The following is a 25,686-nucleotide window of genomic DNA, read 5'->3' on the forward strand; positions in this document are numbered from 1 at the left end:
TCAGTTCTCGTCGTCGTCATCGACCGTCGGGTCGAGGGGAAGGTCGGCTTCGGCGCCGCCGGCGTCCGGCAGGTCCTGCGCATCGGGAATGCGGACGTCGATCACCTTGGCGCCGGGAAAGCGCGCCAGGATCGCCGCCACGGCCGGATCCTGGCTGGCGTCCAAAAAAGCCGTCTCGCGCCGCGCCGCCTCTTCCTCGGCCAGCGTCCTGCCACCTTCCTCGCGTGACAGCGAAACCAGCCAGTTGCGTTTCGTCCAGGCCTTCAGCTTGTTGCTGAGATCAGTCGGCAAGGTTTTCGGCGCGTCGGCGGTCAATGCGATCTGAAGGTGGCCGGGCTCGATGCGGACCGGGCGGACACAGCGCCTCAGCACCACCTTGAAGGCCATGTCGCGGTTGGCGTCGGCCAGCCCGACGATGTCGGCCAGCGAGCGCACCGGCACGGCGTCCGCCACCGGTTCGGCCCTTGCCTCCGCCGCAGGCGCCGTCTCCTGCGGTCGCGCGGCAGGCTCGCTTTCGACCAGGCGCGCCACCGGGCCGCCGCCCTGCAGCATCCTTGCCGGCGCGAGGGGACCAGCGGAGATCGCCGCTGGCGCGGTCCGCGCCATTGCCGGTGCCCCCGAGCCACCTTGTGTCGGCGGACGCAATCCACCACCATTGGGAACTGGCGGCTGCGCACCGTCCAGCAGTCTCATGGCCTCGTCCAGCGTCGGCAGGTCGGCGGCATGCGCCAGCCGGATCAGCACCATTTCGGCGGCGCTGACCGGACGGTTCGACGACTGCACTTCGGGAATTCCCTTCAACAGCATCTGCCAGGCGCGCGACAGCACCTTGACCGACAGGGTTCCGGCGAAAGCCGCGCCGCGCGTGCGCTCGTCCTCTGTCAGCGAAGCGTCGCCCGCCGCACTCGGCACGAAACGCAGCCGCGTGACGAAATGGGTGAACTCGGCGAGGTCGGTCAGCACCGTCGCCGGGTCGGCGCCGGTATCGTATTGCGCCCGGAACTCGGCGAGCGCGGACGGCATGTCGCCTTTCATCACGTGCTCGAACAGGTCGATGACGCGGGCGCGGTCGGCGAGGCCGAGCATGCCGCGCACCGTCTCGGCGGTCACCGCGCCGGCACTGTGCGCGATCGCCTGGTCGAAGATGGACAGCGAATCGCGCACCGAGCCTTCCGCCGCGCGCGCAATCATGGCGAGCGCGGCGTCCTCCACCTCGATCGCCTCGAGCCCTGCGATTTTTCCCAGATGCGCGACCAGTGTCTCGGCGCCGACACGGCGCAGGTCGAAACGCTGGCAGCGCGACAGCACCGTGATCGGCACCTTTCGGATTTCGGTGGTGGCGAAGATGAATTTGACGTGCGGCGGCGGCTCCTCCAGCGTCTTCAGCAGGCCGTTGAAGGCCTGCGTCGACAGCATGTGCACCTCGTCGATGATGTAGACCTTATAGCGGGCCGAGACCGGCGCGTAGCGCACCTGCTCGATGATCTCGCGGATGTCGTCGATGCCGGTATGCGAGGCGGCGTCCATCTCAATCACGTCGACATGCCGGCCTTCCATGATCGCCTGGCAGTGCTGGCCGGGGATGGTGAGATCGACGGAAGGCTGGTCGACCGAATCGGTCTTGTAGTTGAGCGCGCGGGCCAGGATGCGGGCGGTGGTGGTCTTGCCGACGCCGCGCACGCCGGTCAGCATCCACGCCTGGGCGATGCGGCCCGATGAAAATGCATTGGTCAGCGTGCGGACCATCGGCTCCTGGCCGATCAGGGCGGAAAAGTCGGCGGGACGGTATTTTCGCGCCAGCACCCGATAGGCGGCGGTCTTTCCCGTCTGCTCCAGTGCGGGGTCGCTCATCCGAAGGTCGGTCTCCGCTGGCCGCCTGTGCAGCCGTTTCGCTCAGCGCGAGTTTCGCCCGCGCCGCATCGCCCCGTCAACGGCATGACGGCCAAGCCAGACGCATATAGGAGGGTGGGAGGCTGGAACAATGACCCGTTCCGGGCTCGTTAGGGCTGCTTCCTTCCGGACCTGACCCGGTTGGCGAGTGGCGCGTCCACCACCAACCTCCCGAGGGTCATATCGGGGATTTGAGGCAGGATTGCAAGGGCCGTGCGCGCCTTTGCCTTTCGCGACACCCGATGGCTAACAAGATGGACCAGACGCTGTTTGATCGGCGTTCGCCCTGCTTTCTTCAGCCTCTCGCAACGCTTTCGGGCCATACCCACTTGTCGCAAAACAGTTTATAGACCCGCGACCGCCGCGAGAAACCACGCCGCCCGATGACGAAAGTGCCCCTGAAGCTGGAAGAGCTGGTCGACGCCACCCAGCTTCGCCACGACCTCACCGCGCTGACCGCGCCCAGTTCGGGCGACGGCTCGACGGCTGCCGTACGCGGGCTGGTGCTTTGTGCGCTGAAGGATCGCATCGCGGCGGGAAAACGTCTCGCCGAACGTCTTCTGATGGAGGACGGCAGCGGCACGGCCTGCGCGCAGCGGCTGTCGCATCTGATGGACGAGGTGATCCGCGTCCTCTACGATTTTGCCGCGACCCACGTCTATCGTGCCAAAAACCCGTCTTCGGCGGAGCGCATGGCGATCGTCGCGGTCGGAGGCTATGGCCGCGGTACGCTGGCGCCGGGGTCCGACATCGACCTGCTGTTCCTGCTCCCCTACAAGCAGACGCCGTGGGGCGAGCAGATCGTCGAATACATGCTCTACATGCTGTGGGACCTCGGCCTGAAGGTCGGCCACGCCACCCGCAACATCGACGATTGCGTCCGCCTGTCGCGCTCCGACACGACGATCCGCACCGCTATCCTCGAGGCGCGTTTCGTCTGGGGCGAGCAGGCGCTGTTCGACGAGATGCTGGCCCGCTTCGACCGCGAAGTGGTCAAGGGCACCGGCCCCGAATATGTCCAGGCAAAACTCGGTGAGCGCGACGAGCGCCACGCCAAGGCAGGCGAAAGCCGTTATCTCGTCGAGCCCAACATCAAAGACGGCAAGGGCGGGTTGCGCGACCTGCAGACGCTGTTCTGGATCGCCAAGTATTTTTATCGCGTTCGCTCCGGCGAGGAACTGGTAAAGGCTGGCGTCTTCACCCGCGCCGAATACAACCAGTTCCTGAAATGCGAGGACTTTTTGTGGGCGGTGCGCTGCCACATGCATTTCCTGACCGGCAAGGCCGAGGAACGCCTGCATTTCGACATCCAGCGCGATATCGCGGAGCGGCTCGGCTACACCAGCCATCCCGGCATGTCGGCGGTCGAGCGCTTCATGAAGCACTACTTCCTCATCGCCAAGGACGTCGGCGACCTGACGCGCATTTTCTGTGCGGCGTTGGAGGAGGAGCAGGCGAAGCACGTGCCGGGCTTCAACCGCATCTTCCAGAGCTTTTCCCGCCGCAAGCGCAAGCTCGCCGGCACCAGCGACTTCATCGTCGACAACCATCGCATCAATGTTACCGACCCGGACGTTTTCACACGCGACCCGGTCAATCTGCTGCGGCTCTTCTGGTTCGCCGACCGGCACGGGCTGGAATACCACCCCGACGCGCTTAAACTTTTGCGCCGCTCGCTTGACCTCGTCGGCAAGGGGCTGCGCCGCGACCCCGAGGCCAACCGCATCTTCCTCGACATATTGACCTCGGACCGCAATCCCGAGCTCAATTTGCGCCGCATGAACGAGGCCGGCCTGCTGGGGAAGCTGATCCCGGAATTCGGCCGCATCGTCGCGATGATGCAGTTCTCCATGTATCATCACTACACGGTCGACGAGCACCTGCTGCGCTGCATCGGCGTGCTTTCGGAAATCGAGCGTGGTGACGGCGAAAAGCTGCATCCGCTGTCGCACAAGCTGATGCCGGGTCTCATCGCCCAGCGCGAGGTGCTGTATGTAGCGGTCCTGCTGCACGACATCGCCAAAGGCCGGCCGGAGGACCACTCTGAGGCGGGCGCGAAAATGGCGCGGCGCATCTGTCCGCATATGGGCCTGTCGGCGGAAGACACCGAGACGGTCGCCTGGCTGGTCGAGAACCACCTGCTGATGTCGATGACCGCGCAGACGCGCGACCTTAACGACCGCAAGACGATCAGTGACTTCGCCGACGTGGTGCAGTCGGTCGAGCGGCTGAAGCTGCTGCTCATCCTCACCATCTGCGACATACGCGGTGTCGGCCCCGGCGTCTGGAACGGCTGGAAGGGCCAGTTGCTGCGCACCCTCTATTATGAGACCGAACTGCTGCTCACCGGCGGCTTTTCCGAAGTCTCGCGCTCGCTGCGGGCCCAGGCGGCGCGCGACCGGCTGGCCGAGGCGCTCTCTGGCTGGAGCGAGAAAGCGCGGGCCAAGCTGGTCAAGCTCCACTACGAGAACTATCTGCTCGCCGTCGCCGTCGACGACCAGGTGCGGCATGCCGAATTCATCCGCGCCGCCGACCAGTCCGGCAAGCAGCTTTCGACCATGGTCAAGACCCATGGCTTCGAGGCGGTGACCGAGATCACGGTCCTGGCCCAGGACCATCCGCGCCTGCTGTCGGTGATCGCCGGCGCCTGTGCCGCAGCCGGCGCCAACATCGTCGACGCGCAGATCTTCACGACGTCCGACGGACGGGCGCTCGACACCATCCTGATCTCGCGAGAGTTCGACCGCGACGAGGACGAGCAGCGCCGCGCCGAGCGTGTCGGCGGGCTGATCGAGGACGTGCTGTCGGGCAAGAGCTGGCTGCCGGAAATCATCGCCAAGCGCGCCAAGCCGAAGCGCGGATCAAAAGCGTTCCGCATCGAGCCGCGCGTCGACATCCGCAACACACTGTCGAACCGGCTTTCCGTCATCGAGGTTTCGTGCCTCGACCGGCCGGGCCTGCTGTCGGAGATCACCGGGACACTGTCGGACCTGTCGCTCGACATCGCGTCAGCCCACATCACCACCTTCGGCGAAAAGGTGATCGATACTTTCTACGTCAGCGACCTGACCGGGGCGAAGATCGAGAATCCGACGCGCCTGCAAGCGATCCGCACGTCTCTGGCGGCCACGCTGGAAGGCGAGCCGGCCCGCAACGGCAAGGCCACAGAGCGGGCCGCCGCCGAATGAGGGACGAGAGCGCCGACGCCCTCTCCCCCTTTGAGGGGGAGAGGGCCGCGAAGCGGCCAGAGGGGGGCGCTACGGCAGTGCGCCAATCTTCTGACTCGGCGATGCAAAAAGAGGCGTCGAGCACTGCCGCGCCGACCCCTCCCCCGGCTTTCGGCCGGACCCTCCCCTCAGGGGGGAGGGGAACCTCCGCATGAGCCTCGTCAAGAAATTCGCCACCGTCGCCTCCGGCACGCTAATGAGCCGGGTGCTGGGGTTCGCGCGCGAGATGCTGATGGCGGCGGCCCTCGGCACCGGGCCGATCGCCGACGCCTTCAACGCCGCCTTCCAGTTCCCCAACACGTTTCGCCGGCTGTTCGCTGAAGGTGCCTTCAACGCAGCCTTCGTGCCGCTGTTCGCCAAGGAGATCGAGGCGGGAGGCATAGAAGGTGCGAAACGATTCTCGGAAGAAGTGTTCGGGGTGCTGTTCACCACTTTGGTGGCACTGACCATCCTGATGGAATTTTCCATGCCGCTGCTGGTGTCGACCGTGGTGGCGCCCGGCTTCTCCGACAATCCGCAAAAACACGACCTCACCGTCGCGCTGGCAACCATCATGTTCCCTTACCTGATGTGCATGTCGCTGGCTGCGATGATGGCCGGCATGCTCAACTCGCTGCGCCGCTACTTCGCGGCCGCCGTGGCGCCGGTATTTTTGAACATCATCCTGATCGGCGTGCTGGGCTACGCCTGGCATGAAGGGCTGGGCGGTCTCGACATCGGCTATGCGCTGTCCTGGGGCGTACTGGCCGCTGGCGTCGTGCAGCTCGCCATCGTCTGGGTCGCGGTGCGCCATGCCGGCGTGTCGATCGGCTTCCGCCGGCCGCATTTCACCCCGAACGTCAAGCGCCTGCTGGTGCTCGCCTTCCCGGCGGCGGTGACCGGCGGCATCACCCAGATCAACCAGCTGATCGGCACGGCGATCGCCTCCGGCAAGGAAAGCGCCGTCTCCTCGCTCGCCTATGCAGACCGCGTCTACCAGTTGCCGCTCGGCGTCGTCGGCATCGCGGTGGCAATCGTGCTCCTGCCGGAACTGGCCCGCGCCCTGAAGGCGGGCAATCTGCAGGAGGCATCCAACCTGCAGAACCGTTCGGTCGAGTTCACGCTGTTCCTGACGCTGCCGGCCGCCTCCGCGCTGCTGGTGATTTCCGAGCCGATCGTGCGTCTGCTCTACGAACGCGGCGCCTTCGCCGCCTCCAACGGCACGCCGACGGTTTCAGCCATCCTTGCCATATTCGGGCTCGGCCTGCCGGCCTTCGTGCTGATCAAGGCGTTCACACCGGGCTATTTCGCCCGCGAGGACACGCGCACGCCGATGATTTTTGCCGCCATCTCGGTCACGGTGAACGTCGCAGTCGCGCTAACGCTGTTCCCGACCATGGGCGGTGCCGGCATCGCCACCGCGTCGGCCATTGCCGGCTGGGTCAACGCCGCGCTGCTGCTCGGCGTGCTGGTGCGGCGCGGCCACTGGGGACGCGACGCCGGCCTCATGAAACGCATCCCCCGCCTGCTGTTCGCCTCGGCCGTCATGGCCGGCGCGCTCTACGCCGCTTCGCGCTGGTTTTCCGGCAGCCTGAGTTCAGCCGCACCGTTCTACGAGCAGGCGGTCGTTCTCGGCACGATGGTGGCGGGCGCGATGGTTTTATATTTCGTCACCGTCTTCGCCATAGGCGGTGCGGATATCGGCATGATCAAGCGCAGTGTGAAGCGATCCGGCGCAAAGACCGAGCCTCCTGTGGAGTGATCAGGCGGCGCGCGGGCCGCTCACTACCGAGCCGGCAGCCCTCTTGCTCTCCGCCGCGCCTTCCGCCATAAGCCCGTCTCGATTTTCGCCGCGTGCGAAACGGCCCTCCACAAGCCACGAGGATTGTTCTCATGACCGCCTTCAAGCCGCTCGTCTTCTCGGGCGTCCAGCCAACCGGCAATCTGCATCTCGGCAATTATCTCGGCGCGATCAAGAAATTCGTCGCGCTGCAGGACACGTCGGACTGCATCTACTGCGTCGTCGACCTGCATTCTCTGACGGCCCAGCTCGTCCATGCCGATTTGCAGGACCAGACGCGCCAGATTACCGCCGCGTTTCTCGCCTCCGGCATCGATCCGAAGAAGCACATCGTCTTCAACCAGTCGCGCGTCATGCAGCACGCCGAACTTGCCTGGATCTTCAATTGCGTCGCGCGCATCGGCTGGATGAACCGCATGACGCAGTTCAAGGACAAGGCCGGCAAGGACCGCGAGAACGCCTCGCTCGGCCTGCTCGCCTATCCGAGCCTGATGGCGGCCGACATCCTGGTCTACCGCGCCACCCATGTGCCGGTCGGCGAGGACCAGAAGCAGCATCTGGAACTGACCCGCGACATCGCCCAGAAGTTCAACAATGATTTTTCGACCCGCATCGCCGATCTCGGCGTCGGCGTCGAGATGCAGGTCGGCGAGGAGACGGTGAACGGCTTCTTCCCGATCACCGAGCCGGTGATCGGCGGGCCGGCGGCGCGCATCATGAGCCTGCGCGACGGGTCGAAGAAGATGTCGAAGTCGGATCCATCCGACCTGTCGCGCATCAACCTGACCGACGATGCAGACACGATCTCCAAGAAGATCAGGAAAGCCAAGACCGATCCGGAAGCGCTGCCCAGCGAGATCGACGGCCTGGCTAGCCGGCCCGAAGCGGAAAATCTGGTCGGCATCTACGCCGGCCTGGCGGAGGTCACGAAGGACGCCGTGCTGAAAGAGTTCGGCGGCCAGCAGTTCTCCGTCTTCAAGCCGGCGCTTGCCGATCTGGCGGTCGACAAACTCGCGCCGATCGCTTCCGAGATGCGCCGCATCTCCGCCGACCATGCCTATGTCGACAGCGTGCTGCGCGACGGCGGCGAGCGCGCGGGCAAGCTTGCCGAGACGACCATGAAGACGGTGCGCGACATCATCGGACTTTTGCAGGGCTGACCGCACCGGCGGTTGGTCTATCGCCGCCGCTTGCCGCCCGCCCCCGCGGGTGGCAGATTGCGGTGCACCGACCGGAGCCTCGTTGAGGGAGTAGCTGATGGTCTCGAAACGTCTCAGCCGGGAAGCCGGCCACCGCCGCAAATTCCTGGCCGTCGTCGACGAGACGCCGGAATGCGAGCGCGCTGTCGCCTATGCCTCGATGCGCGCCAAGTCGACGGGCGGGGTCGTCGTGCTGCTCTACGTCATCGAACCCGGCGATTTCCAGCACTGGCTGGGGGTGGAGAAGATCATGCGCGACGAGGCGCAGGCCGCCGCCCATGCCGCGCTCGACATGCATGCCGCCAAGGTGCGCGCCAGGCTCGGCATCGAGCCGGAACTCGTGGTGCGCGAAGGCAAGCCGACCGAACAGATCCACCAGCTGATCGAGGACGACCAGGACATCGCCATCCTGGTTTTGGCCGCCGGCGCAGCGAAGGAGGGACCGGGGCCGCTGGTTGCCTCGATCGCCGGCAAGAATGCGGCCTTCCCGATTCCCGTCACGGTGGTGCCGCAGAACTTATCGGACGAGGAAATCGCCAGCCTCGCTTGATCCGTCCCGGCGTGATCTCCATTTGGAGAACAGGCGGCGAATGCGCTTGTCCCGGCCGGTGAATAGGCCTATTTAGAATAATTCCAAAGAATGACGCACGGAGACGCGGCGATGTTCATCCAGACCGAGGCGACCCCCAATCCCGCCACGCTGAAATTCCTCCCCGGCCGCGAGGTCCTGCCGGAAGGCACCGCCGATTTCCGCGACGCCACTGCTGCCCGCGAAGCCTCGCCGCTGGCCGGCCGGCTGTTCGACATCAACGGCGTCACCGGCGTGTTCTTCGGCTACGACTTCGTCACCGTCACCAAGGCCGATGGCCCGGACTGGCAGCATCTCAAGCCGGCCATTCTCGGCGCCATCATGGAACAGTTCATGTCCGGCCAGCCGGTCATGACCAGCGCAGCCCAGGCGCGCGGCGACGCGGCCGAGACCGGCGACGAGTTCTACGACAAGGCCGACGCCGAGATCGTCATCACCATCAAGGAGTTGCTGGAGACGAGGGTGCGTCCGGCGGTCGCCCAGGACGGCGGCGACATCACGTTCCGCGGCTTCGAGAACGGCACCGTCTTCCTCAACATGAAGGGCGCCTGCTCCGGCTGCCCGTCCTCGACCGCGACGCTGAAGCACGGCATCCAGAACCTCCTCCGCCACTTCGTGCCGGAGGTCCAGCAGGTCGAGCAGATCTGACGATCGGCGAAAAATGCCGGACATAACAAAAAGCCGGGCCAAAAGCCCGGTTTTCTGCTTGCGACGTCCTTGTTGCCGAGACGGTTCGCGTAAGTATCTCTATTCGACGATGACTTTCGCGCCGACATCGGCGCGGCTGTAGAGGTCGATGACATCCTGGTTGAGCATGCGCACGCAGCCCGACGACATCGCCTTGCCGATCGACCACCATTCCGGGGTTCCGTGCAGCCGGTATCCGGTGTCGCCCTTGTTGTAGAGGTAGAGGGCGCGCGCGCCGAGCGCGTTGGTTGGCCCACCAGGCATGCCGCCGCGCCATTTGGCCAGTTCGGGTTGGCGCTTGATCATCGCCGATGGCGGCGTCCACACCGGCCATTCGCGCTTCAGCCCGACGCGGGCCGTACCCTTCCATTCAAAACCTTCGCGCCCGACGCCGATGCCGTAGCGCACGGCCTTGCCGTCGGGCAGCACGAAATACAGGTGCTTGGCGCCGGTATCGACGATGATCGTGCCCGGCGCCTCGTCCGTCCGGTAGCGGACGATCTGCCGGCGATATTGCGACGGTACCTTGTAGATCGGGATGGCCGGCACGCTGTAGCCGGCATCGGTGCGGGCGCTGTAGTCGGCGACGGAAAACATCTCGAAGGAGCCGATCGAGCTGCAGCCCGAAATCGCGGTCGTCAGGGCCAATCCGGCCAGCAATGCAAAGGTCTTTAGCCGCATGAAGAGATCTGTTGCTCCCCTGATGACGATCCTGCCCGATTCGGCCACGTTCTCGTCGTCATCTAGTAGGAAGCTTTGCCTTCCGCTGCCAAGCGGTGATTTGGTCAAGTGTGGGGTTCGCCTGCGGGAAGACCGTGGTTATTGCATTTTCGCAACATTCCTTCACGAACCCGTGATGTTTTGCGAGATTTTTGCCCGTTCCTCCACGGAATGACGATTTTCGGTCACGGATCAGGTCAATCGCCTCTTGCGGCGATGTTCCTCTTTTGTACTATGGGCCATGCCGATCATCTCGCCGCTTGCCTCAAACCCGCTCATCGACGGCCGCCAGTCGGAACGCGCCATGCGCGTGCGGCGCGGCGTGCAGCGCCTGCTGATGGAGATGGGCGCGCATGTCCTGCCCGAGATTTCGCTGGCCACGGGCCGCCGCGCCGACCTCGTCGCGCTGACCCGCCAGGGCGACATCTGGATCATCGAGATCAAATCCTCGATCGAGGATTTTCGGGTCGACCGAAAATGGCCGGAATACCGCCTGCACTCCGACCGCTTCTTCTTCGCCACCCACCCCGACGTGCCGGCGGCGATCTTCCCCGAGGATTGCGGCTTCATCCTCTCGGACGGCTACGGCGCCGAGATTCTTCGCGAGGCGCCTGAACATCGGCTGGCGGCGGCCACCCGAAAAGCGCTGATGCTGCGTTTCGCCCGCGCCGGCGCGGCCCGCCTGCTCGCCGCGGAACTTGCCGGCGTCGCCGTGCCGGCGCTGGAGGGCGAGAGCGAGTAGGGACGGTTTTTGGATCGTGCTTCGCTTCCGTGGCCTCGGGGAAGCGTCGAACTGGGAGGATGTCGGCGTCCATGAACAGGGGGCACATGACCTGATGAGGCTCCCGATGTCGCCAGTGTCACCTGCCGATCGGTGATCGCCGGTCCTGATCTATCAATGAACGCGATAGCCGTGAAGAAAGGCGAGAGCTCCGCCGGCCGCCCCCCTTCGTAGATCTCCAACGGACCGGTTGGCGAAACCGGCACTCCCAGCGCCCTTCTCCCCGTCCTTCACGGGGAGAAGATGCCGGCAGGCAGATAAGGGGCAGCGCCGACAGTCGACGTGACCCGCCGATGGTAAGATCCTGGAATTGCAAAAGAAACCCTCTCTAAGGATTTCTCAGCCACCATCCCTGTCAGCATCCGTCAGGACTATTTCCCCGAGAAATTCCCCCCACCCTCCACACCTGCGCGATAATCCTCGCCGCCTGTATCGGAAGGAAGGCAGCGATGGACTGGACTGCGGCGATCGACAAGAACCGGGAGGCGCTGAAGCGCGTACTCGCCATGCTCGTCGCCATGGCCGGTCTTGGCGCTGGGGGACAGTTTCCTTTCTTTCGGCAGAAGGGCACGGCGGTTCAGAACGAGGCGCAAGCGGAAAAAAGTAAACTGCCCCCGGCATTAACCCTTCCCCGAAACCTCCACCGCGCCATCGCAAAACTGCTGCGTCCGGCCGAAGCGGCGGTGCGGCGGCTGATCATCGTCGCCGCGCGCGGGCTGGTGATAACCTTGCCGCCGCTGCGTCCGCGAAAACCGAAGCCGAAACCCATCGAGCCGCTGCTGCGTGGCTTCGGCATCGCCGTCACCGTGTCGCGGGAGGACCGGAGACGCGCCGCCACCGCCCGGCGTGCCGCCGAACTCCGCGCCGCCCGCCCGAAAAAACGCAGCCTGCCGCTGTTCGATCCGCTGCGGCCGTGGAGCGTCCGCAGGTGGCCGGTGGCAGCCGATGGCGCGCCGTCCGGCATGCCGTTCCGCCGCCTGCCCGGCGACGATCCGGTCGACGCGACGCGGATTTCCCTGCGCCTGCAAGCGCTGGCCGCCGCACTCGACGATTTGCCAGGGCAGGCAAACCGGTTCGCCCGCTGGCGGGCGCGCAACGAGGCGGCGATCGCGAAGGAAAAGCTGCGCCAGGAGGCGGGAATCGCGCCATTCAGGAGGGCCGGCAAGCCGGTACGGTTCCATCGCATATGGCCGCTGAAACCCGGCCGACCGCCCGGCTGGCGGCCAAAATCCACCCATGAGGTGCAGGACGTGCTGGAGGTCGTGCATGGGCTGGCGCAGTGGGCGATGGAGAAACCAAACACGTCCTGACGGCGTGCTTGCCGGGCACATAGCGAAGGATCGACGGCCGGCGCGGATTTTTCGCCGCGTGGTGGCGATCAGTGCTGCCGGTAAGTGCTCATCCATCGGCTTGGCTGACCAAGCCGCCTAACGCTCGTCCTCTTCCAGTTCCTCCCCCGCCCTCGGCGCCAACATCAGCACTGCCGAGCCTGCCAGCGCCGCCACCAGCGAGCCCGCCAGTATACCGAGTTTTACCGCCTTCTGCAGGTCCGGGTCGTCGGCGAAGGCGAGCAAGCCGATGAACAGACTCATGGTGAAGCCGATACCGCACAAAAACGCCACGCCGGTCAGGTGCGCCCAGTTCGCGTTTCGGGGCAGGTCGGCGAGGCCGAGTTTTATGGCCAGCGCCGAGGTGCCGAGCACGCCGACGAGCTTGCCTATGACCAGCCCGGCGGCGACGCCCAGCGTCAGCGGTTCGACCAGGGACGACAGGCTCATACCGGTGAATGAGACGCCGGCATTGGCGAAACCGAAGATCGGGATGACGACGAACGGCACGATTTTGTGCAGCGAATGCTCCATGCGGTGCAGCGGCGAATGTTCGAGGTCGTGCGCGACGCCGGGCGACGTGCGAAGCGGCACGGTCAGCGCCAGCGCGACGCCGGCCAAGGTTGCATGCACGCCGGATTTCAGCACCAGCACCCACAGGACCAGCCCGAGCAGTGCATAAGGCAAAAGGTTCAGCACGCCCATGCGATTCATCGCCATCAGAATGACGAGAACGGCCGCCGCGCCCGCGAGATAAGGCATGGAAAGGCCGCTGGTATAGAAAATGGCGATGATGATCACCGCGCCGAGGTCGTCGATGATGGCGAGCGCGGTGAGGAACACTTTCAGCGAGGCCGGCACGCGGCTGCCGAGAAGCGACAGCACGCCCAGCGCAAACGCAATGTCGGTGGCGGTGGGGATCGCCCAGCCGCGCAAGGCCTGCTCGTTCTGCAGGTTGAGCACGACGTAGATCAGCGCCGGCACAGCCATGCCGCCGGCTGCTGCGATGCCCGGCAGCACGCGGCGCGGCCAGGTCGAAAGCTGCCCGTCGAGCATCTCGCGCTTGATCTCCAGCCCGACCAGCAGGAAAAACACCGCCATCAGCCCGTCATTGATCCAATGCTCGACGTTGAGCGGACCGACATAGGTTTTTAGCGCGGCGAAATAGGCGCCCGAAAGCGGCGAGTTGGCGACGACCAGCGCCAGCAGCGCGGCACCCATCAAAACGATGCCGCCCGACGCCTCGCTGTCGAGGAATTCGCGGAAGACGGAGACAGGGCGGGCCGGTTTGCCAGTCATGCGGCTCTCCCTCGCAGTCGCATCAGGTCATCCCGACTGAATGCCGTGCGAAAGAAGTCGCGGCAACCCCTAAAGAGGCTGTTGTGACAAACGGCCCGTCACCTCGGCGCGCGCTTGGCCAGGATCCGCTGCAGCGTGCGGCGGTGCATGTTGAGCCGGCGCGCCGTTTCCGAAACGTTGCGGTCGCACATTTCGTAGACGCGCTGGATATGCTCCCAGCGCACGCGGTCGGCCGACATCGGGTTTTCCGGCGGCGCGGCGCGCTGGCCGCCGGTGCGGGTCAGCGCGGCGTAGATGTCGTCGGCGTCGGCCGGCTTCGACAGATAGTCGATGGCCCCGAGTTTTACCGCCGTAACAGCGGTGGCGATGTTGCCGTAGCCGGTGAGGATCACCGTTCGCGTGTCGGCGCGGTTTTCGCGGATGGCGGCGACCACGTCGAGCCCGTTGCCGTCGCCGAGTCGCATGTCGACCACCGCATAAGCGGGCGCGCCGGCCTTCGCCTTGGCCACTGCCTCCTCGACGCTTTCCGCTGTATCGACCGTAAAGCCCCGCGCTTCCATGGCGCGCGCCAGACGTGTCAGGAACGGCTTGTCGTCATCCACCAGCAGCAGCGAGGCGTCGGGTCCTATGGCCTTGTCCTGCAACGTTTCCTCGGCGATCATCGGCGTCCATCCGTTTCTTATTGGCTATGCAGGATATAGCTTTCCTAGCCACCGAATACCACCTCACGCCGTCTCGTACATGTCGTTCGGGGCGCTTCGCCGGCTGAGGAACTGGTCACGGCTCCATGCCACCTGCACCACCGCGCCCTGGCCGCGCTGGTTGGCGTTGAAGAACGACAGCGTCGCGCCCGAGCGTTCCAGCAAGGTCTTGGCGATGAACAGGCCGAGGCCCAGCCCTCCGCCCGGTTCCGCGCCCTGGCGGGTCGACATATAGGGTTCGCCGATGCGGTCGAGGATTTCCGGCGGAAAGCCCGGCCCATCGTCGACGACGTCGATGATCACCGCGGTGTCGTCCCAGCGCCAGCGCACCGTGACCACGCCCGCCGCGAAGTCGACCGCGTTCTCGACGAGATTGCCCAGTCCGTAGATGACGCCGGGATTGCGGTGGCCGACCGGCTCCTCGCCGATGCGCTCGCCGGGATCGAGGCGTATAGTGATGCCGAAGTCGCGATGCGGCGCGATCACCTCCTCGATCAGCGAGGTCAGCGGCAGCCGCGCCAGATGTTCGTCGCTTTCGGTCGACAGGCTGGTCAGGCGCTTCAATATCTCGCGGCAGCGCTCGCTCTGCGAGCGCAGCAGGGTCACGTCCTCGCGGTATTTCGGGTCGTTGCCCAGCGCCCGCTCCATCTCCTTGGCGACCACGGTAATGGTGGCAAGCGGCGTGCCGAGTTCGTGCGCCGCCGCCGCAGCCAGCCCGTCGAGCGCCGAAAGATGCTGTTCGCGCTGCAGCACCAGTTCTGTCGCGGCGAGCGCATTGGCGAGAAGCCGCGCCTCCTCGGCGACGCGCCAGGCATAGACCGCGGTGAAGGTGATCGATGAGAACACCGCCATCCACATGCCGGCGACATAGACGAAGGGGATGATCAGTTCCGCGCCTTCGATCCACGGCAGCGGGAAATGGTAGAACACCAGCAAGCTCGCCATCGCCATCACCAGGCCGCCGAGCACCGCCGTCATCTTCAGCGACAGCGTCGTCGCCGAGATGACCACCGGCACGGTCAGCAGCAGCGAGAAGGGATTGGTGAGGCCGCCAGTCAGATAGAGCAGGCCGGCAAGCTGCAGCGAATCGAACAGCAGCGTCGCCAGCGCCGAAGTCGGCGCCAGCCGGTGCGCCGACGGGTAGCGGAAGGTCAGATAGAGGTTCAGCCAAGCCGAGCAGGCGATCAGCGCAAAGCACAGGCTGACGGGCAGCGGAAAATCCAACCAGTAGGCGACGACGACGACGGTGACACTCTGGCCGACCACCGCCAGCCAGCGCAACCGGATCAGCGTGTTCAGCCTGAGCCGGTGGGCCTGCTCGAAATCGGGCGTGGTAAGCGACTTGATCATGCCGGTTTATGACGCCCGCCGGTCGCCACGCCAAGCGCTATCTTGCGCGCCGTTGCGCCGGATCACTCGCACAACGACGCCGAATGTCAAAGCCGCGAGACGCGCGTTGCCTTCCTGGCGCGAGCCACGAATTGCTTGATGAGGGGAAGGAAGAAAGCCTTACTGAAATGGCCTAGGGGTGGCGACGGGTCAATATAGAACGACCGTCCGACTGCATCTTCATTGTATTCGTCGAGAATGAGCCAGCAGCGCGTCAACGCATCGAGTCCGGCGCGGCGCTTCTCTGTCTCGGGTACCTCAACCGCAAACCGCGTCTCTGGCGGACGCTTCGTGGTGATCGGAAACAGCAGCAGGACATCGCCTGATTGTCTCGGGATGTGTACGCCGACCGTGGCTGGACGCGGCTTGCGCCCTTCGGTCTCGCCTCTTCCTGCTTCATGTGACCAAAGGAACTGATATCGGATGACTGCACCTGTCCTGAGGTCATCCCGGGTCACCGATTGCTGTCCTCGGCCTCATAATCCGCAACCGCCATCTCGATCTCGGCCAGTAGCGTATCGGATATCGTCTCGATCGTGCCGCTCCGGCGCGTATCGGCTCGGGCCAGCAAATCGCGATAATCTTCCACGCTGAGCAGCACGAGCCGCGGCTTGTTGCGCTGAGTGATCGTCACCGGCGCGCGCAGTGCTTGCGCGATGATGTCTCCCGACTTTCTGCTGAGGTCGCTGGTCGAAAAGCTGGACATGCCGAAATCCTGAATTTGCTGCAAAATACAGCAATGCTGAGTCTCTCGCAAGCCAGATATCCCGATGCAACTCCGTCACGTTCCGCGCGGTTTTGCCCGGCTGGTGGCCGCTGCCTTGGCGGGATCCTCCGGCCAGACATGCTTCGGATAGCGCCCGCGCATGTCGGCGCGCACATCCGCCCAGGAACCTTGCCAGAAGGCGGGCAGGTCGCGTGTCGTCTGGATCGGCCGGTGCGCCGGCGACAGCAGTTCCAGCGTCAGCGGCACTTTTCCGCCGCCGATCGCGGGATGCCGGGTCAGCCCGAACAGTTCCTGTACGCGGATCGACAGCACCGGCGTCTCGCCGTCATAGCGGATGGGCACGCTGCTGCCGGAAGGAGCGGAAAAATGCGTCGGGGCGGCCTGGTCGAGCCGACGGCGCAGATCGTGCGGCAGCAGCGAAAGCAAGCCCTGCGTTGCCGCGTTAGGGTCGATGCGGGCGAACGACGCCTCACCGCTGAGGAAGGGCAGCAGCCAGTCTTCCAGTGTTTCCGTCAGCGCCGCGTCGGACACGTCCGGCCACGGCGCACCGACGTGGGCGTGCAGCCATTCCAAGCGGGCACGCAAGACTTCGGCCTCCTTGCCCCATGGCAGCAGCGACAGGCCATGTTCGCGCACGGCATCGACGATCGCCCGGTCGGCTTCCGCGCCCTTCGGTGGCGGCAGCAATTGCTCGGAAAGCACGACCGCGCCGAGCCGCACACTTTCGCGCGTCCGCACGGCGCGCCGCTCGACGTCGAATTCGGTGATGCGCCTGCGCTCCAGCCGCCCGCCCAGCACCGCGCGGATGTCGGCTTCGCTCACCACGGCGGCGGCGGTGATGCGGGCGTTCTGCGCCTTCCCCTGAATATCTGCGACGACCAGATACGTCTCGCCCGCCAGCGGATCGGCGGCATCGAGCATCGCGCCGCTGCCGTTGGCCAGCACGAAACGCCCTCGCTCGCCCCGCGCCTTGGCGACGCGGTCCGGCCAGGCGAGGAGAAGAAGGGTGCCTGCGGTTTCCTCCCCCCTTGAGGGGGAGGTGCCCGCGAAGCGGGCGGAGGGGGTTGGTGGAGGCAGCGCGCCACCCTCCCCCTTGTGGGGAGGGTCGGCGCGTAGCGCCGGGGTGGGGGTCTGAGACGAAGGTGTCTGGTCACCCCCACCCCGTCTCGCGCTCTCCGCTTCGCTCCGAACGCTCGCCGACCCTCCCCGCAAGGGGGAGGGTAACGCCCGAGCCAGCCTCTCCGCCAATTGCCTCGCCGCCACCGCCCGTGGCGATTTCTCGCCGCGAAACCGCGCCAACCGGCGCTCCAGGTCGACGCTGTCGCCGCCAAGCCCGCGTTCGGTCAGCAGCACCGCAAGCATCGCCGCCTCGCGCCCGACCCCGTCGCCCGCCGCTTCGGCCACCATATGCGCCAGCCGCACGGGCAGCGCGAGTTTGCGCATCGCCGCGCCCGCCCCGGTCAGCCGCCCGTCCGGGTCCAGCGCATCCAGCGATGCCAGCAGCGCCCGCGCCTCGGCCAATGCCGGCGCGGGCGGCGGGTCGAGGAAAGCCAGCGCGCGCGGGTCGGCGACACCGAAGGCCGCGCAATCGAGCAGCAGCGACGACAGGTCGGCCTCGAGCATTTCCGGCGTGTTGTAGGCTGCAAGCGACGCGGTCTGCTCCGCCCGCCACAGCCGAATCGCCACGCCGGGTTGCGTGCGTCCGGCGCGGCCGGCGCGCTGGTCGGCAGAGGCACGGCTCACCCGCACCGTCTCCAGCCGCGTCAAGCCGGATGCCGGCTCGTAGCGCGGCACCCGCGACAGGCCGGAATCGATGACCACCCGCACCCCGTCGATGGTGATCGAGGTCTCGGCGATCGAGGTCGCCAGCACCACTTTCCGCCGGCCCGCCGGTGCGGGCTTGATCGCCGCGTCCTGCGTGCGCGCGTCGAGCTGACCGTAGAGCGGGACCACGTCGACCGTCTCCGCGACGCGCCCCTCAAGCCGCTCGGCCGTGCGGAGAATCTCGCGCTGGCCGGGCAGGAAGGCGAGCACGCTTCCTTCCTCGGTGGCCAGCGCCTCGCGCACCGCCGCCCCGACCGCATCCTCTATCGGCGTGCCCGGCGCGCGTTCAGCGTGGCGGATGTCGACCGGAAAGCTTCGGCCGGCGCTTTCGATGACCGGCGCGGAGTCGCCGAGCAGCGCCGCCACGCGCGCGCCATCCACCGTGGCCGACATGACCAGAAGACGCAAATCGGGCCGCAGCGCGCCTTGCACGTCGAGCGCCAGCGCCAGTCCGAAATCGCCGTCCAGCGAGCGTTCATGAAACTCGTCGAAGAGCACGGCCGCGATGCCCGGCAGTTCCGGATCGTCGAGGATCATGCGCGCCAGAATGCCTTCGGTGACGACGAGTATGCGAGTCCTGGCCGAAACCTTTCGCTCCATGCGCATGGCGAAGCCGACCATGCCGCCCGGCTCCTCGCCGAGAATTTCGGCCATGCGCCGGGCTGCCGCGCGCGCCGCCAGCCGGCGTGGTTCGAGCAGCAGGATCGTGCCGTCGCCGCGCCATTTCGCGTCGAGCAGCGCCAGCGGCACCAGCGTGGTCTTGCCTGCGCCCGGCGGCGCCACCAGCACGGCGCTGCTGCCCTCTTCCAGCGCGGCAAGCAGCGGCGGCAGCGCTTCGACGACGGGGAGGACGGGGAGAACTGAGCCAACCATTCGGCAACCAGCTACACGATGTGCCGGCAGCGTCTACACCAAAATCCGCAGCATGTGGTTGTCCCAGACATGCCGCGCGTCGGAACTGGCCGCACCTTCCGGCGGCACGATCTGGCCCGTGCCGGTGCTGGCCAGGAACCCGGTGCTGTCCGGCGCGATGCCGCAGACTTCGGTGAGGTCGCGCGCCGAGACCACCGCGCCATCCTTTGCGTCGACCACCACCAGCGCATTGCCTTGCGGCGAAGACACCGCGACCGTGCCGGCAGCCGGATTGGCGGCGACCGAGCCGACATAGTTGCGCAGGCCGGCGAGCACTTTCTCGGGGAAGCCGATCAGTTCGAACCGCTCGCCCATGCGGGCGCGCCCGACCAGCGCCGGCCGTTCGGTCGCGGGTCCCTCGTGCTGGCAGCCGAACCACAGCGTGCCGGCGCGGTCGAAGTCCATATGGCGGATCGACAGCTTGTGCAAAGCCGGGTCGAGTTCGTGACTCTCCCGCCGCTCGCCGGTCGTGCGGTCGACAAACACCAGCGAGGGTTTCATGGTCGGGATGTTGAGCTTCGCCGCGCCGAAATCCGGATGCGTCTCGATGCCGCCATTGGCGATGGCGAGCGTTTTCCCGTCCGGACAGAGCAGCAGTTCGTGCGGGCCGACGCCGTGCGTCGGAAACTCGCCGACGCGGCGGAAACCATCCGTTGCATCATAGACGCCGATCATGCCGACGGCATTCTCGAAATCGTTCTCGGTCGCGTAGAGCAGGGAGCCGTCCGGCGAGAACTCCCCGTGCCCGTAGAAATGCCGCCCCTCGACGCTCGGGATGGTCGCCGGCTCTGCCTTGCCGGCATGGTCGAAAACCACGGCGAAGGTGCCCGGCTGACGCGCGAACACCACCGAGCGTCGGGAGACCGGGTCGAAAGTGATGTCGTGGCCGCGATCCGGCAAGGCGAGCGAATGCACCAGACGGCCCTGCTCGGTCAGGATCGCCACGCCGTAGCCGCCGTCGCGGCTCTGATAGGCGGTGGCGAAGATCGCGTCGGCTTCCGTTGCCGATGCCCGTGCCGCCGGCGCAAGCGCGGCGACAAATGACGCGCCGGCGGCCTTCAGGAAATCGCGGCGGTCGAAGAGCGGTGTACGCATGGCGACCTTCGCTCAATCCCCGTCCAGCGACGAGAAGCCGGCGGACAGCCCCAGTGCTCCGGCCATGTTCACGCCGAACAATTCAGACAGATGCGAGGTGATCAAACGAAACGCCGGCAGTCCGCCGCGTTGGGGCGCGGCCAGCACTTCGGTGATGGGTGTTATCGCATGTCCGATCATCCTGCCGGATGTATTGAATTCGAAACTGATGGAGCCGGCGATCCAGTCGGCGTCCGAGGGCAGCAGGTTCGCCAGTTTCGACGCCTCGAACAGTGTCTTCATGCCGGCCAGATTGGCGCCCAGCGAGACCACCGTCGCGCCCGAGCGCCAGTAGATTGCCTGCTTCGGCTTGTCGTCGTCGGCGTTGGCGCCGAGAAAACCGTTCAACCGCACGTCACGGGTCATCTCCAGGCCGTGAACGAAGACATCGAACAGTTCGGTCAGCGCCTCGTCGTCGGTCCTGTAGAGCGGATTGTCCGGCCCCGGATTGGCCCAGGTGCCGGCGATTCCAGCGGGATCCTGCCATCCCTCGACGATTGCCTTCGCCATGCCTTCGATATTGCCCGCGACGGCCAGCCCATACGCGCAGCGATAGGGATCGCCCGGCACGCCGAGCGCCTCGGCGCCCGTGCCGAACAGCACGAACTCCAGCGCGCCCAGGCCCTGCATGGCGACGCTCTTGCCCGCCAGTTGCGCCAGGTCGGTGGCCGTCGCGTCCTTGCCGGCGAGGGCGGCCTGCACCTGCTTCAGGCCGATGCCTTTCCGGTCCGGCCAGAACAGGATGCGGTCCAGCCGGTTCTCCTCGGTTACCGGCCCGAAGCGGATGACCTCGACCGTCGACCAGGCGGAGACCAGCCCTATGAAATCTTCTTGTGCCGCCGCGAGTTTCTCCGGCGACCGGTCTGCGCACAGCGCCTGCACGTCGCCGGTTTCTTTTGCCGCAGCGGTATGAAAGTCGGCATAGGCAGGACGCACGAAACCGTCGATCGCTTTTTCGACGGTGGCGTTGGCGGCGAGGGCGGGGGAGGTAAGTAGGGAAAGGAGCAGCGCCACCGAAGCGAATGTGGATTCCCGAGTACGGCTTGAACTGTCGCGCTCGGTCCAACACCCCTCATCCGACCTCGCTTCGCGAGGCCACCTTCTCCCACAAGGGGAGAAGGTGGAGCGCTGCCGCACCGCCTCTGCAAATCTCCAACGTTGGCGATTGGCAGAGAGGTTGACGCGAAACTCCACCTTCTCCCCTTGTGCGAGAAGGTGGCCTCGCGAAGCGAGGTCGGATGAGGGGTGTTGGACGGAGCGCGATGTTGACGCCAGCCGCGACCACACTTCCGCGATCTTGCCGGCCTGACTAGCCATCACAGCGACTCCAGGAACTTGATCAGTGCCTCACGGTCGGCGGCGTCGAGCGCGGCAAATCTGTCGCGCGCCTTCTGGCCTTCGCCGCCGTGCCAGAGGATCGCTTCGGTCAGGTTGCGCGCCCGCCCGTCATGCAGGAAAAACGTGTGGCCGCTCACGCGCTGGGTCAGGCCGATGCCCCACAGCGGCGGCGTGCGCCATTCGTTGCCACTGGCGTCGCCCACCTGCTGCCCGTCGGCCAGCCCATCTCCCATGTCATGGAGCAGGAAATCCGAATACGGCCAGATCAGCTGGAACGAAAAAGCCTTGTCCGGCGCGTCGCGGCGCGTCACGAATTTCGGCGTGTGGCAAGAGGCGCAGCCAATGTCGTAAAATACCTTCTTGCCCGCCAGGACCGCCGGCTTGCCGACGTCGCGGCGCGCCGGCACGGCCAGGTTCTGAGAATAGAAGGTGACGAGGTCCATCACCGGCGGCGGCGCTTCCACATCGCCCAGCCGCTCCTGCACGCCGGTCGGCATCGCCCGGCATTTCGCCTGCGCCTCCGTGCAATCGCCGAAACTTTTCGGCACTTCAGGCGTCGAGATACCGATGTCGCCGGCGAAGGCGTCGGCGGATTGCTGGCGTATCGACGGCGTCTGCGCCTTCCAGCCGAAGCGGCCGAGCGTCAATTCACGGCTCAACTCGTCGCGCACGATGTTCGGCTTGCCGGATATGCCGTCGCCGTCCCTGTCATCCGGATCGGCATTGGCAAGAATGTCGGCCGGGTGGATCTGCTCGACCAGGCCGAGCCCGATCATCGCCGGCGTGACGCGCGGCGACAGCGTCGTGCCGGGATGCATCGGTCCGTCGGCGAGATCGGTCACCGAATAGCTGGGCTTGCGCAGCGACACGACCGTGCCGTCGCCGAGCGTCACCGGAATTTCCGTATAGGAAATCGCCATCTTGCCTTCGCCGGCCAGCCCCGGCACGGCCAGATCCTGCAACTGCCCGCCATAGACCGGGTCGGGCAGGTTGAGCACGGCGCGATCGGCCACCGCCCGCTTTTCTTCCTCGGTCTCGGCGGCACGCGCCAGCCGGAAGAACATCGAGGTGGCGTCGGCGGCGCCCTCCGGCGGATGCCCGCGCCCGTCCTTCAGATGACAGCTCTGGCAGGCGCGTGCATTGAACAGCGGACCCAGGCCGTCGGACGCCTGCGTCGAGGAAGGCGATGACACCCACAGCTTTCGAAACAGCCCGTTGCCGAGCTTGAACGTGCCTTCCTGCTCGAAGGTGATGTTGGCGGAGGATTGCGAGAAGGCGTCCTGGTTCGGCCGCTTCTTCGTGGTCGCCGCGCCTCCGGGCAGGGCTTCGAAGGATTCGGGGTTGGAAAAATCTTGTGTCGGCGCGGTGACGGATTTTACGCGGGTGAGGTCGTGTGCCGGAATGTCGTCGCGGGTCGCGGCGAGACTGGCAGGCGTGTCGCCAGCGACGGCTGACGGAGAGATGGAAAGTATGGAGAGCAGGGCGGCGGCAAGAAGAAGCGCCGGGGACAGTTTACTTTCTTTCCGCACAAAGGCTGCGGCGCTGCAAAGCTGCCGCAGGCGGAAAAAAGTAAACTTTCCCCTGGGTGCGTCCTTCGAGGCTCGCCCGCGAACGGAAGCACCATTGTTCCAGGAGGCGGCGCGGGCTCGCACCTCAGGATGAGGACCGTCAGCGTAGCTAGCCAGTGTTGACCGGACTTCCGAGTTGTCGCCGGGCGTCAGCGCAACAGGACAAGCGCCGTTGGCGCCGCCCGCCCTCATCCTGAGGTGCGAGCCCTCATCGCCATCTGAAAACTTGACGTCGTCCTTCGCGGGCGAACCTCGAAGGACGCACCGGACCCCTTCAAATGCGCTGCGGCGCGTAGAAAACCCTATGCGCCGCATGAAGACATCTCAATGGGCTTCGTTCGCCGGTTCGGCGTTGAGCTGGCCGTACTTCTCCTCGCCGATGGAGGCGAGCAGGTCGAGCTGGGTTTCGAGGAAGTCGATATGGCCTTCCTCGTCCTTCAGTAGGTCCTCGAACAGTTCCATGGTTACGTAGTCGCCGAGTTCCTGGCAGACCTCGCGCGAACGCTTGTAGGACGTGCGTGCGTCATATTCGCCGGCAAGGTCTGATTCCAGCACTTCCTTGACGTTCTGGCCGATGCGCAACGGCGCCAAGGACTGCAGGTTCGGATGCCCCTCGAGGAAAATGATGCGGGCGACGATCTTGTCGGCGTGATGCATTTCCTCGATCGATTCGGCACGCTCCTTCTTGGCGAGCTTCTGGTATCCCCAATCCTCGAGCAGGCGGAAATGAAGCCAGTACTGGTTTACGGCCCCAAGCTCCAGGAACAGAGCCTCGTTAAGCCGCTCGATCACTTGCTTTTCGCCCTTCATGGGTCCTGCTCCCGTATTCGGCCCGCAATCCTCTGACGCGGTCCAGGTGTGAAACGACATCCATCCCGTTCGCCTCCGAACGGAGATGGTAGGCCTCGGTTACCCGAATGATCGTTTCCACCACATTTGGGAAGCAGCCGCAACAGCGCCCTCGCTTGCGGAGGCTGTGATAGACCTTCGCAGGCACGATGAGCGTCCACGGATCCTGCTCGAGCAGGTTAAGAATCGCCTCTTCGATCTCCCTTTCGGTGATGAGGTTGCAGTGACAGATCAGCATCTTCCACTCTGGACTGGCTGACGGCGTGGGCTTTCCGCGCCGTTTGGCTGTTTTGCCCCGGGCCGGGGTTACTGGAAAACCTTGTCAGGCGAATCCAGGCTGTCCGAGCCTTCGAAGGCGATGGCGTCGAGCTTCAGCGCCGCCACGGCGCGCTCGATCGACTTGGTCTGGTCGACCAGCGCGTCGATCGCCGCCTGCACGGTGGCGTTGCCTTCCGTATTGCCCTCGCCGATCTGCTGGTCGTAGGCCTCGCCGCCCTCGGCGCGCTTCTTGATCGCTTCCATCTTCTCGACCGTGGCGTTCAGCTTACCGACCAGCTCGGCATCGACCGCCGGGTCGGCTTCCTTGACCAGCGCCGAGATCGACGGGCCTTCCACCTTGCTGCCGTCGACGCGGGTGTAGCTTCCCGTATAGACGTTGCGGATGCCGACCGCGTCGTAGAGATGCGAGATATAGGTATTGTCGGAGAAGCAGTCATGCTCCTCCTCCGGATCGTGCAGCAGCAGGCCGAGCTTCATGCGCTCGCCGGCCAGTTCGCCGTAGGAGAGCGAGCCCATGCCGGTCAGGATTGTCGCAATGCCGGTCTTGGCGTCGCCGTCGGTCAAAGCCTTGCGCGCCGCGCCGTCGGCTTTCCAGTTGCCGACCATCTCAGCCAAGTCGCTGACCAGCAGATCGCTCGCCGCCGCCAGATACCGAGCGCGTCGGTCGCAATTGTCGCCTGTGCAGTTGGCGGTGTCGTAGTCGGTGAAGGGGCGGTTGCCGGCGCCCGGCCCGGTGCCGTTCAGGTCCTGCCCCCACAGCAGGAACTCGATCGCATGGTAGCCGGTGGCGACGTTGGCCTCGATGTCGCCGGCCTCCTGCAGCGTGCCGGACAGGAACTCCGGCGTGATGGTGGTGGCGTCGACCTTCTGGCCGTTGATCTCGATCGTCTTGTTGGCGATGACGTTCGCCGTATAGAGCGTGTTCTCGTCGGATTCGGTGCCGTAGCTCTTGTCGACATAGTCGATCAGGCCCTCGTCCAGCGGCCAGGCGTTTACGCGGCCTTCCCAGTCGTCGACGATGGCGTTGCCGAAGCGGTAGGCTTCCGTCTGCTGGTAGGGGATGCGCGCCGCCTTCCAGGCTTCCTTAGCTGCGGCCAGCGTCTCGGCCGAGGGTTTGGCGATTAGCGCGTCGACAGCCTTGTCCAGCGCCTGCGCGGTGGTCAGCGCGTCGCCGTAGTTGGCCAGCGCGATGTCGGCATAGGTGGCGATCACCGTCTTCGGATCGGTCTCCGCTTTCGCCGGCAGCACGAAGACGGCGGCGGTCAGCGCCACGGTCGCCGCCAGCGCGGCGATGCGCACCGCATGCCGGGTGGGATGAAATGCACGCGTCATACCAGTCTCCTCATTTCGAAAAATTGCTTGATGCCTGCTGCGCCGTCGAGGACGCATGCATCAGCTCGGCCGGCAATGGCGGCGCGCCGATGAGCCGTGAAAGCGGCGGATTTTGGTGCCCTGCCCGCGCGCA

General features: G+C 65.7%; 21 protein-coding genes and 1 other RNA gene. 7 read left to right on the forward strand and 15 right to left on the reverse strand.

Features of this window, described 5'->3' with window-relative positions; genetic code table 11:
- Positions 1-1,851: a DNA polymerase III subunit gamma/tau gene (locus ACSBOB_RS33995; RefSeq protein ID WP_442580394.1), complete on the reverse strand. Its 1,851-nt coding sequence runs from the start codon at positions 1,849-1,851 to the stop codon at positions 1-3.
- Positions 1,852-1,965: 114 nt separating this feature from the next.
- Positions 1,966-2,062, reverse strand: an RNA gene (ffs, locus tag ACSBOB_RS34000) — signal recognition particle sRNA small type.
- A gap of 211 nt (positions 2,063-2,273) precedes the next feature.
- On the opposite strand from ffs, the gene ACSBOB_RS34005 reads away from it, so the two are divergent.
- The 5 genes from ACSBOB_RS34005 (at position 2,274) to ACSBOB_RS34025 (ending at position 9,333) form a co-directional block, all read left to right on the forward strand.
- Entirely contained in the window at positions 2,274-5,078 is a 2,805-nt protein-coding gene (locus tag ACSBOB_RS34005; RefSeq protein ID WP_442580395.1) for a [protein-PII] uridylyltransferase, read from the forward strand.
- 190 nt (positions 5,079-5,268) lie between these two features.
- Entirely contained in the window at positions 5,269-6,858 is a 1,590-nt protein-coding gene (gene murJ, locus ACSBOB_RS34010; RefSeq protein ID WP_442580396.1) for a murein biosynthesis integral membrane protein MurJ, read from the forward strand.
- Between the two features lie 131 nt (positions 6,859-6,989).
- A complete protein-coding gene (gene trpS / locus ACSBOB_RS34015) occupies positions 6,990-8,057 on the forward strand; it encodes a tryptophan--tRNA ligase (RefSeq protein WP_442580397.1) in 1,068 nt (355 codons plus the stop codon).
- Between the two features lie 97 nt (positions 8,058-8,154).
- Positions 8,155-8,646 carry a universal stress protein gene (locus ACSBOB_RS34020; protein ID WP_442580398.1) on the forward strand — a complete coding sequence of 164 codons (492 nt, stop codon included), beginning with the start codon at positions 8,155-8,157 and terminating at the stop codon, positions 8,644-8,646.
- A gap of 111 nt (positions 8,647-8,757) precedes the next feature.
- Positions 8,758-9,333: a NifU family protein gene (locus ACSBOB_RS34025; protein WP_442580399.1), complete on the forward strand. Its 576-nt coding sequence runs from the start codon at positions 8,758-8,760 to the stop codon at positions 9,331-9,333.
- A 99-nt stretch (positions 9,334-9,432) separates the two neighbouring features.
- On the opposite strand, the gene ACSBOB_RS34030 is transcribed toward ACSBOB_RS34025, so the two are convergent.
- The gene (locus ACSBOB_RS34030) at positions 9,433-10,053 is read right to left on the reverse strand and encodes a L,D-transpeptidase (protein WP_442583926.1); all 621 of its coding nucleotides are present in this window, start codon (positions 10,051-10,053) and stop codon (positions 9,433-9,435) included.
- A gap of 280 nt (positions 10,054-10,333) precedes the next feature.
- Here ACSBOB_RS34030 and ACSBOB_RS34035 point away from each other — a divergent pair, with 280 nt between their 5' ends.
- Together ACSBOB_RS34035 and ACSBOB_RS34040 are read left to right on the forward strand one after the other, a co-directional pair.
- On the forward strand, positions 10,334-10,834 hold the full coding sequence (locus ACSBOB_RS34035) for an MmcB family DNA repair protein (RefSeq protein WP_442580400.1): 501 nt from the start codon (positions 10,334-10,336) through the stop codon (positions 10,832-10,834).
- A 488-nt stretch (positions 10,835-11,322) separates the two neighbouring features.
- Positions 11,323-12,183, forward strand: coding sequence for a hypothetical protein (locus ACSBOB_RS34040; protein WP_442580401.1), 861 nt, complete (start codon positions 11,323-11,325; stop codon positions 12,181-12,183).
- A gap of 117 nt (positions 12,184-12,300) precedes the next feature.
- Here the strand turns inward: ACSBOB_RS34040 and nhaA are convergent, their stop codons facing one another.
- From nhaA to ACSBOB_RS34100, 12 genes are all read right to left on the reverse strand, one after another.
- Positions 12,301-13,500, reverse strand: a complete 1,200-nt coding sequence (gene nhaA, locus ACSBOB_RS34045) for a Na+/H+ antiporter NhaA (RefSeq protein WP_442580402.1) — start codon at positions 13,498-13,500, stop codon at positions 12,301-12,303.
- Positions 13,501-13,598: 98 nt separating this feature from the next.
- The gene (locus tag ACSBOB_RS34050) at positions 13,599-14,162 is read right to left on the reverse strand and encodes an ActR/PrrA/RegA family redox response regulator transcription factor (RefSeq protein ID WP_442580403.1); all 564 of its coding nucleotides are present in this window, start codon (positions 14,160-14,162) and stop codon (positions 13,599-13,601) included.
- Between the two features lie 63 nt (positions 14,163-14,225).
- A complete protein-coding gene (locus tag ACSBOB_RS34055) occupies positions 14,226-15,551 on the reverse strand; it encodes an ActS/PrrB/RegB family redox-sensitive histidine kinase (RefSeq protein WP_442580404.1) in 1,326 nt (441 codons plus the stop codon).
- Positions 15,552-15,637: 86 nt separating this feature from the next.
- Positions 15,638-16,048: a hypothetical protein gene (locus tag ACSBOB_RS34060; RefSeq protein WP_442580405.1), complete on the reverse strand. Its 411-nt coding sequence runs from the start codon at positions 16,046-16,048 to the stop codon at positions 15,638-15,640.
- Positions 16,045-16,296, reverse strand: a complete 252-nt coding sequence (locus ACSBOB_RS34065; protein WP_442580406.1) for a type II toxin-antitoxin system prevent-host-death family antitoxin — start codon at positions 16,294-16,296, stop codon at positions 16,045-16,047. The genes ACSBOB_RS34060 and ACSBOB_RS34065 overlap by 4 nt, the downstream gene beginning before the upstream one ends.
- 75 nt (positions 16,297-16,371) lie before the next feature.
- On the reverse strand, positions 16,372-19,014 hold the full coding sequence (gene hrpB, locus ACSBOB_RS34070) for an ATP-dependent helicase HrpB (protein WP_442580407.1): 2,643 nt from the start codon (positions 19,012-19,014) through the stop codon (positions 16,372-16,374).
- Positions 19,015-19,047: 33 nt separating this feature from the next.
- The gene (locus ACSBOB_RS34075; protein WP_442580408.1) at positions 19,048-20,148 is read right to left on the reverse strand and encodes a DUF1513 domain-containing protein; all 1,101 of its coding nucleotides are present in this window, start codon (positions 20,146-20,148) and stop codon (positions 19,048-19,050) included.
- Between the two features lie 12 nt (positions 20,149-20,160).
- The gene (locus ACSBOB_RS34080; RefSeq protein ID WP_442580409.1) at positions 20,161-21,201 is read right to left on the reverse strand and encodes an imelysin family protein; all 1,041 of its coding nucleotides are present in this window, start codon (positions 21,199-21,201) and stop codon (positions 20,161-20,163) included.
- A 302-nt stretch (positions 21,202-21,503) separates the two neighbouring features.
- Positions 21,504-23,036: a di-heme oxidoreductase family protein gene (locus tag ACSBOB_RS34085; RefSeq protein ID WP_442583927.1), complete on the reverse strand. Its 1,533-nt coding sequence runs from the start codon at positions 23,034-23,036 to the stop codon at positions 21,504-21,506.
- A gap of 381 nt (positions 23,037-23,417) precedes the next feature.
- On the reverse strand, positions 23,418-23,903 hold the full coding sequence (gene bfr, locus ACSBOB_RS34090; protein WP_442580410.1) for a bacterioferritin: 486 nt from the start codon (positions 23,901-23,903) through the stop codon (positions 23,418-23,420).
- Entirely contained in the window at positions 23,869-24,180 is a 312-nt protein-coding gene (locus ACSBOB_RS34095; RefSeq protein WP_442580411.1) for a (2Fe-2S)-binding protein, read from the reverse strand. The genes bfr and ACSBOB_RS34095 overlap by 35 nt, the downstream gene beginning before the upstream one ends.
- 68 nt (positions 24,181-24,248) lie before the next feature.
- Positions 24,249-25,553 carry an imelysin family protein gene (locus ACSBOB_RS34100; protein ID WP_442580412.1) on the reverse strand — a complete coding sequence of 435 codons (1,305 nt, stop codon included), beginning with the start codon at positions 25,551-25,553 and terminating at the stop codon, positions 24,249-24,251.
- Between the last annotated feature and the right edge of the window lie 133 nt (positions 25,554-25,686).

It is taken from the genome of Mesorhizobium sp. KACC 23794 (assembly GCF_052180275.1).
Classification (GTDB): Bacteria; Pseudomonadota; Alphaproteobacteria; order Rhizobiales; family Rhizobiaceae; genus Kumtagia.

What these genes read in the sequence shown, in the direction of transcription:
- ACSBOB_RS33995 (WP_442580394.1), bottom strand. Translation starts at nt 1,851, where the DNA reads ATGAGCGACCCCGCACTGGAGCAGACGGGAAAGACCGCCGCCTATCGG.
- ACSBOB_RS34005 (WP_442580395.1), top strand. Translation starts at nt 2,274, where the DNA reads ATGACGAAAGTGCCCCTGAAGCTGGAAGAGCTGGTCGACGCCACCCAG.
- murJ (WP_442580396.1), top strand. Translation starts at nt 5,269, where the DNA reads ATGAGCCTCGTCAAGAAATTCGCCACCGTCGCCTCCGGCACGCTAATG.
- trpS (WP_442580397.1), top strand. Translation starts at nt 6,990, where the DNA reads ATGACCGCCTTCAAGCCGCTCGTCTTCTCGGGCGTCCAGCCAACCGGC.
- ACSBOB_RS34020 (WP_442580398.1), top strand. Translation starts at nt 8,155, where the DNA reads ATGGTCTCGAAACGTCTCAGCCGGGAAGCCGGCCACCGCCGCAAATTC.
- ACSBOB_RS34025 (WP_442580399.1), top strand. Translation starts at nt 8,758, where the DNA reads ATGTTCATCCAGACCGAGGCGACCCCCAATCCCGCCACGCTGAAATTC.
- ACSBOB_RS34030 (WP_442583926.1), bottom strand. Translation starts at nt 10,053, where the DNA reads ATGCGGCTAAAGACCTTTGCATTGCTGGCCGGATTGGCCCTGACGACC.
- ACSBOB_RS34035 (WP_442580400.1), top strand. Translation starts at nt 10,334, where the DNA reads ATGCCGATCATCTCGCCGCTTGCCTCAAACCCGCTCATCGACGGCCGC.
- ACSBOB_RS34040 (WP_442580401.1), top strand. Translation starts at nt 11,323, where the DNA reads ATGGACTGGACTGCGGCGATCGACAAGAACCGGGAGGCGCTGAAGCGC.
- nhaA (WP_442580402.1), bottom strand. Translation starts at nt 13,500, where the DNA reads ATGACTGGCAAACCGGCCCGCCCTGTCTCCGTCTTCCGCGAATTCCTC.
- ACSBOB_RS34050 (WP_442580403.1), bottom strand. Translation starts at nt 14,162, where the DNA reads ATGATCGCCGAGGAAACGTTGCAGGACAAGGCCATAGGACCCGACGCC.
- ACSBOB_RS34055 (WP_442580404.1), bottom strand. Translation starts at nt 15,551, where the DNA reads ATGATCAAGTCGCTTACCACGCCCGATTTCGAGCAGGCCCACCGGCTC.
- ACSBOB_RS34065 (WP_442580406.1), bottom strand. Translation starts at nt 16,296, where the DNA reads ATGTCCAGCTTTTCGACCAGCGACCTCAGCAGAAAGTCGGGAGACATC.
- hrpB (WP_442580407.1), bottom strand. Translation starts at nt 19,014, where the DNA reads ATGGTTGGCTCAGTTCTCCCCGTCCTCCCCGTCGTCGAAGCGCTGCCG.
- ACSBOB_RS34075 (WP_442580408.1), bottom strand. Translation starts at nt 20,148, where the DNA reads ATGCGTACACCGCTCTTCGACCGCCGCGATTTCCTGAAGGCCGCCGGC.
- bfr (WP_442580410.1), bottom strand. Translation starts at nt 23,903, where the DNA reads ATGAAGGGCGAAAAGCAAGTGATCGAGCGGCTTAACGAGGCTCTGTTC.
- ACSBOB_RS34095 (WP_442580411.1), bottom strand. Translation starts at nt 24,180, where the DNA reads ATGCTGATCTGTCACTGCAACCTCATCACCGAAAGGGAGATCGAAGAG.
- ACSBOB_RS34100 (WP_442580412.1), bottom strand. Translation starts at nt 25,553, where the DNA reads ATGACGCGTGCATTTCATCCCACCCGGCATGCGGTGCGCATCGCCGCG.